Genomic DNA, 5,852 nt, shown 5'->3' on the forward strand with positions numbered 1-5,852 from the left:
GGCGGCGGGCACTCCCGCCGCCGGCCGCCCGGCGAGGTCCCCCATGAGACCCCCTGGTGAGATCGAGGTGACGCCCGTGGACGCCGTACCGAACGACGACCTGATATCCCGCATCGACCTGGCGCTCGGCTCCGACCCCCGGTTCGGCGACGCCGCCGCCATCGAGACCCGCAACCTCGCCCGTCACCGCCTCGGACTCGGCGTGCTGGCCCGGCACCATCCGGGCGCCGCCGGCAGGCTGGAGCGGCTGGCGCAGGCCGGGGACGCCGAGCTGCGGCCCCTGATGTACGACCCGGTGCTGCGCAACGCGTTCGAGAACGACCTGACGGCCCTGGAGCGGGGAGCCGGTCGGACCGGGGCCCTCGCCGGGTTCCTGGAGAGCGGCGTCGCCGACACGCTCGACGGGGTGGGCCCGTGCGAGCGCCTGTCCGAGCCGAGGGTGCGCCCCTGGCCGGGGGCCGTCTCGTGGGTGTGGACGGACCTCCACCCGTCCTCCGGGCCGGAGCGGGAGCTGAGCGCCCGGCTGGAGGAGCTGCTGGCCGGGACGCTGTCGCAGGAGGGCTCCGGCGGCCGGGTCCGCCCCGACGCCGGCCTGCTGTCGGCCCTGACCCGTGCCGCGGCGCTCCTTGGCGAGCTGCTGCCCCGCACGGGCGCCGGAGTGCTGCCGCACGTCTCACTGACCGGGTTCGTCCGTGACGAGCTGGCCGACGGCGCGCTCAACTCGATCTCCGGCGGCGATCCGCTGCCCTCGGCGCTGTTCCTGGCTCCCGAACGGCTGGACGACCCGTGGACGGCGGCCGAGACGCTGTTCCACGAGGGGCTGCACCTGAAGCTGTTCGACGTGCTCCGGACCGGCTCCATGGTCGCGGACGCCGACCAGATGGTCCCCATCCCGTGGCGGGTGAGGCCGTGGACGCTGACGCGGGTCCTGTTCGCCCTGCACGTGTACGCCCACCTGCTGCTGTTCCAGGCGGCGGCCGCTGCGGCGAGTCCCGCCGTCCGGTCCCGGTACGGCACGCCGCCGGCGACCGCGTTCGCCGACCGCGCCACGCCCGGCAGCCCTGCCGCGGCGGAGGGCACGCACACCACCGGTCTCGAACGGGTCGCCTACCTCGCCCGGCAGGCCGCGCTGGCGTACGGCGAGGGGCTGACGGACAACGGCCGGCGCTTCGTCGACTGGCTGGTGGGAGCCGTGTCTCCCCTGGCGCCGGGCCACCTGCCCGAGCCCGCCCCCTCTCGTCCTGCCCAGGCGCGGCCGGATGTGCGGCCGGACGTGCGGCCGGAGGTGGAGCTGGAGGCGCGCGGCTACCGCCAGGCGCGGCCGGTTCACGTGTGCCCGATCCCCGAGCAGGGACAGCTCGTGGCCGTCTCTCCCGGAACGCCGCGGTTCCAGTGGCTCAACGGCCACGCCTGGCTGCTGTACGCCCTGTGCGACGGCGGGGACCTGACCTCGCTGCGCGCCCGCTACCGCGAGGCGGCGGGGCCGGACGCGGACGCCGGGCTCGGCACCGGCCTGGCGGGCCTCCTGTCGGCCGGTCTCATCGAGCCGGTCGGCGCCTGACCGGCAGGATGCGGTCATGCGTCGAGCCGGTCGGCGTCTGACCACCGGCAGGGTGTGGTCATGCGTCGAGCCGGTCGGCGCCTGACCGGCAGGGTGCGGTCAGACGTCGAGCCGGTCGGCGCCCGACCGGCAGGGTGGGGTCACCCGGTCACGCCCAGCTCGTCGAAGAGCCGCTCGGCCGTCGCCAGATGGTGCCGGGCGGCCTCGGCGTCGCCCCGGGCCGCATGAGCCTCGGCCAGCTCCTGGTGGGTCTCCGCCAGGCCCTTTCGGTCTCCGATGCCGTCCCGGATGCGCAGAGCCGCGGCGTAGTGCGCCAGCGCCTCCTCCTCCCGGCCGAGCCGGTGGTAGAGGCCCGCGAGGTCGTTGGCCACCTGCCCCTCGCCTCTGCGGTCGCCCGTCTCGCGGTGCAGGGCCAGCGCCTGCCGCAGGTGCCCGAGCGCCGCCGCGTGCCGCCCGAGGGCGACCTCGGCCAGGCCGATGTTGTTGAGCGCGCGGGCCTCGCCCTTGCGGCTGCCCGCCGCCCGGCGCAGGGCCAGCGCCTCGCGGTACAACTCCAGCGCCTGGGCGGGCCGGCCCTGGGCGTTGCGGACGACGCCGAGGTTGTTGAGGGTGTTCGCCTGGCCGTGGACGTCACCGGTGCCACGGTGCACGGCCAGCGCCCGCTCGTAGCAGGTGACGGCCTCCTCCAGGCGGCCGAGGTGCCGCAGCACGATGCCGGTGAGGTTGAGCGTCCGGCCCACGGCGTCGTCGTCGCCCGACCTCTCCAGGAGGCGCCGGGCCTCGTCCAGCTCGGCCAGCGCGGCGTCGTACCGGCCGAGCAGCCAGGAGACGGCGCCGATGCTGCGCAGCGCGACGCCCGCGCCATGTGCGTCCCCGAGCCGCCGGTGGATCTGGAGCGCTCCGCGGTGCTCGGCCAGGGCCTCGGGGTAGCGGCCCAGATGCTCGAACACGGTGCCGAGGTCACCGCGGGCGGCGGCCTCCTCACGGCTCCTTCCCGCCCGCCCCGCGGCGGCGGCGGCCAGGGCGTGCAGCTCGGCGGCGTCGTTCAGGCGGTGGCGCAGCCGCAGCGGCTCGGCGAGCGCGGCGGGCAGCCGCCAGGCGGCGTCGAGGCCGTGCTCCGCGGCGTGGCGAGTGGCGGCGAGCACGTTCTCGTGCTCCTCGTCGAGCGCGAGGGGGTCGCGGAGCGTGACGTACCACTCCAGCAGCCGCCGTAGCGCCTCCTGCCGCGTGTGGGGGGCGTCCTCGGTCTCGGCCCGGTGACGGGCGTAGTCGCGGAGGAGGTCGTGGAAGCGGTAACGCTCCTCGCTCAGCCGGCCGCGACGGCACTGGAGCAGGCTCGCGGCGCGCAGCGCGTCCAGCCGGGCACGGGCCTCGGCGGCGGAGACGCCGAGCATCGCGGCCGCCGCCGGAGCGGTGAAGTCGCCGCCGGGGACCAGCCCGAGGCGGCGGAACGCGACCCGGTCGGGCCCGGCCAGCGCCTCGTGCGACAGGTCGAACGCGGCCATGACCGCGGCGGGCGGGGCGTCGCCGAGGCGCAACGCGGCGAGCCGTCCCCGATCGGCGAGGTCGGCCAGGTAGGTCCGGATCGGTCGGTGGGGGTGGCCGGCCAGGTGGGCGCCGGCGATCCGCAGAGCCAGCGGCAGCCGCCCGCACTGACGGGCCAGCTCCGCCACGGCCTCCGGATCGTCGGCGGCGCGGGGGCCGACGACCGCGGCCAGCAGCGCCACGGCCTGCGGCTCGGTCAGGACGTCCAGCTCGACGGTCGTCACCGCGTGGCGAAGGGCCAGCCCGGCGAGCCGGCCGCGGCTGGTGACCAGTGCCAGGCAGCCGCCGGTGCCCGGCAGGAGCGGCTCCACCTGGGCGGGGTCGCGGGCGTTGTCGAGCACGACGAGCACGCGCCGGTCGGCGAGCAAGGACCGGTAGGCGGCGGCGAGCTCCTCCTCCCCGGCCGGGACGCGCTCCGGCGGCATGCCGAGGGCGCGCACGAACCGGTCCAGCGCCTCCCGGGGCGTGACGGCCTCCCGCGGCCGGTGCCCGCGCAGGTCGATGAAGAGCCGCCCGCCAGGGAAGCGCCCGGCCATCCGGTGCGCCCAGTGGACGGCGAGCGCGGACTTGCCCACACCGGGCATGCCGCTGACCACGACCACGGTCTCGCGCCCGAGGTCGGCCGGAGAGGGCCCGTGGTCGGCCGGGGAGCGCCCGCGGCCGGCCGGGGAAGGCCCGTGGTCGGCCGGCGGGCGGCTGACGAGGGCCGGCGGCGGGCCCCCGCCCTCCGCGGTCGCCGTCGCGGTCCCGCCCTCGGCGAGCGCGGTGAGCTCCCTCAGGGTGGCGCGGTGGCCGGTGAAGTACGCCAGATCGGGCGGTAGCCCCTGGGGCTCCACGCCCGCCTCCCCGCCGGCCTCCACGTCACCACCGGCCTGGGAGCCGCCCGCCCGGGAGTCGCCGGTGGCGGCCCTGGCGCGGCGCCGGAGGATCGTCTGCTGGAGCAGGCGCAGCTCCGGCCCCGGGTCCAGCCTCAGCTCCTCGGCGAGCACGCGGCGCGCCTCCTCGTACGCGGCCAGTGCCTCCCGCGGCTGCCCCGACCGGTCCAGCGCCAGGATCAGCCGTTCCCACAGGGACTCGCGCAGCGGGTGCTCGGCCAGCATCCCCCGCAGCTCCCCGGCCGCCTGGGCGTGCCGGCCGAGCCGGGCGAGCACGTCGGCGTACTGCTCGACGACCGCGGGCCGCAGCCCGTCGAGGCGCGCCCGCTCGGCCGTCACGATCGGCGAGTCCGGAACGTCGGTGAGGGACTCCGCCCGCCACAGACCCAGGGCCTCACGGAAGACCCCCGCGGCGCGTTCGAGCCGTCCTGCCTCGGCCAGCTCGCGCGCCCGTACGGCGTGCCGCTCGAAGACGCGGGCGTCGAGCGTCGCCCCGTCCATCTCCAGCCGGTAGCCGCCCGGCTCTCTGACCAGCCCGCTCAGGCCCTTGCCGCGCAGCCGGGAGAGCAAGGAGTGCAGCGTGCCGTCCGCGCTGCGCGGAGGCTCCGCTCCCCACAGCTCGTCGACCAGTCTCTCCGCCGGCAGGGGCCGCCCCGCCCTGATCAGCAGAACGGCCAGCAGCGCCCGCTGCTTCGGCGCGGTCAGCGGCACGGGAGAGCCCTCGCGCCGGAACTCCAGGGGTCCGAGGATCCGGAATTCCAGGCATCCCGTCGAACCCGTCGAACCCGTCGAACCCGTCAAGCGTGTCAAGCCTGTCAAGCCCCCTCGTACCCGGCGAAGCCGCCCCGTGCGCGCAAGGTCCGCGCAAGCGCGGCGTGGCAGTCTAGATCGGGATCCGCTCCGCCCGATAGCACTGATGTGGCCTGTCCGTTTCAGCAGGAGCTCAGGAGGAGTCATTGCCCCCGACGTCCCATGGAGTCCGTCTCGGCCTGCTCGGCCCGCTGCAGGTCCTCCGGGGTGACGGCGCGGTGGCCGTCACCGCGCCCAAGCACCGTGCCGTCCTGGCCATCCTCGCGATCAACGCCAGCCGTCCCGTCTCGGCGGACCGGATCGCCGAGGAGCTGTGGCAGGGCTCGGAGCCGAAGTTCGCGCGCAAGACGCTCCAGGGGTACGTGTGGCGGCTGCGCCGGCTGCTCGGCGACGACCTGCGCACGCGGCAGGGCTCGTACGAGCTGAGTGTGGCCTCGGAGGAGACGGACGCCGCCCGCTTCGAGCGGCTGCTCGCGGACGGCCGGCGTGCCGTCCGGGACCGGCAGCTGACGCAGGCCCGCGCGCGGCTGGAGGCGGCGCTGACCCTGTGGCGCGGGCCCGCGCTCGCCGACGTCCCCGCCACACCCATGGTCCGGGCGCACGCCGGCCGCCTGGAGGAGGCTCGGCTGCTGGCCGTCGAGGCGGTCCTGCGGACCGACGTCGACCTCGGCCGGCCCGCGGCGGCCATCCCGGAGCTGCGGGAGCTCACCCTGACGTACCCGGCCCGCGAGCCGCTGCACGCGCTGCTCATGCTGGCGCTGTACCGCGCGGGCCGCCAGGCGGAGGCGTTGTCGGCGTACGGCGTGCTCCGCGCGACGCTGATCGCCGACCACGGCCTGGAGCCCGGCAGGCCCGTCCAGGAGCTCCACCGCCGCATCCTGGCCGCCGACCCGGCCCTCGACCGGGCCGACTGGCGTCCGGACACGGATCAGCCGAGCGAGTCGATAGGGCGGGTGGCTTCGGGGTAGCGGGTGGACATGACCGAAGCTCCGCACCATGTCACAGTCTGGCCAACGGTCCGATCGATCCCCGTGTCCGCCGTGACCGACGGCACGCCGTCG

Annotated in this window: 3 protein-coding genes; 2 read left to right on the forward strand and 1 reads right to left on the reverse strand. The window is 76.5% G+C overall.

The features are described 5' to 3' along the window. Nucleotides 1–1,561 (forward strand): HEXXH motif-containing putative peptide modification protein (locus ABZS51_RS42070; protein WP_355453772.1); only part of this gene is annotated, 1,561 nt, incomplete at its 5' end. Between the two features lie 140 nt (nt 1,562–1,701). On the opposite strand, the gene ABZS51_RS42075 is transcribed toward ABZS51_RS42070, so the two are convergent. Then, complete coding sequence (locus ABZS51_RS42075) at nt 1,702–4,782, reverse strand: tetratricopeptide repeat protein (RefSeq protein ID WP_355453775.1); 3,081 nt, start codon at nt 4,780–4,782, stop codon at nt 1,702–1,704. A gap of 155 nt (nt 4,783–4,937) precedes the next feature. Here ABZS51_RS42075 and ABZS51_RS42080 point away from each other — a divergent pair, with 155 nt between their 5' ends. Beyond that, on the forward strand, nt 4,938–5,759 hold the full coding sequence (locus tag ABZS51_RS42080; RefSeq protein ID WP_355453778.1) for an AfsR/SARP family transcriptional regulator: 822 nt from the start codon (nt 4,938–4,940) through the stop codon (nt 5,757–5,759). The last annotated feature ends 93 nt before the right edge of the window (nt 5,760–5,852 follow it).

It is taken from the genome of Nonomuraea sp. NPDC005501 (assembly GCF_040605905.1).
GTDB lineage: Bacteria > Actinomycetota > Actinomycetes > Streptosporangiales > Streptosporangiaceae > Nonomuraea.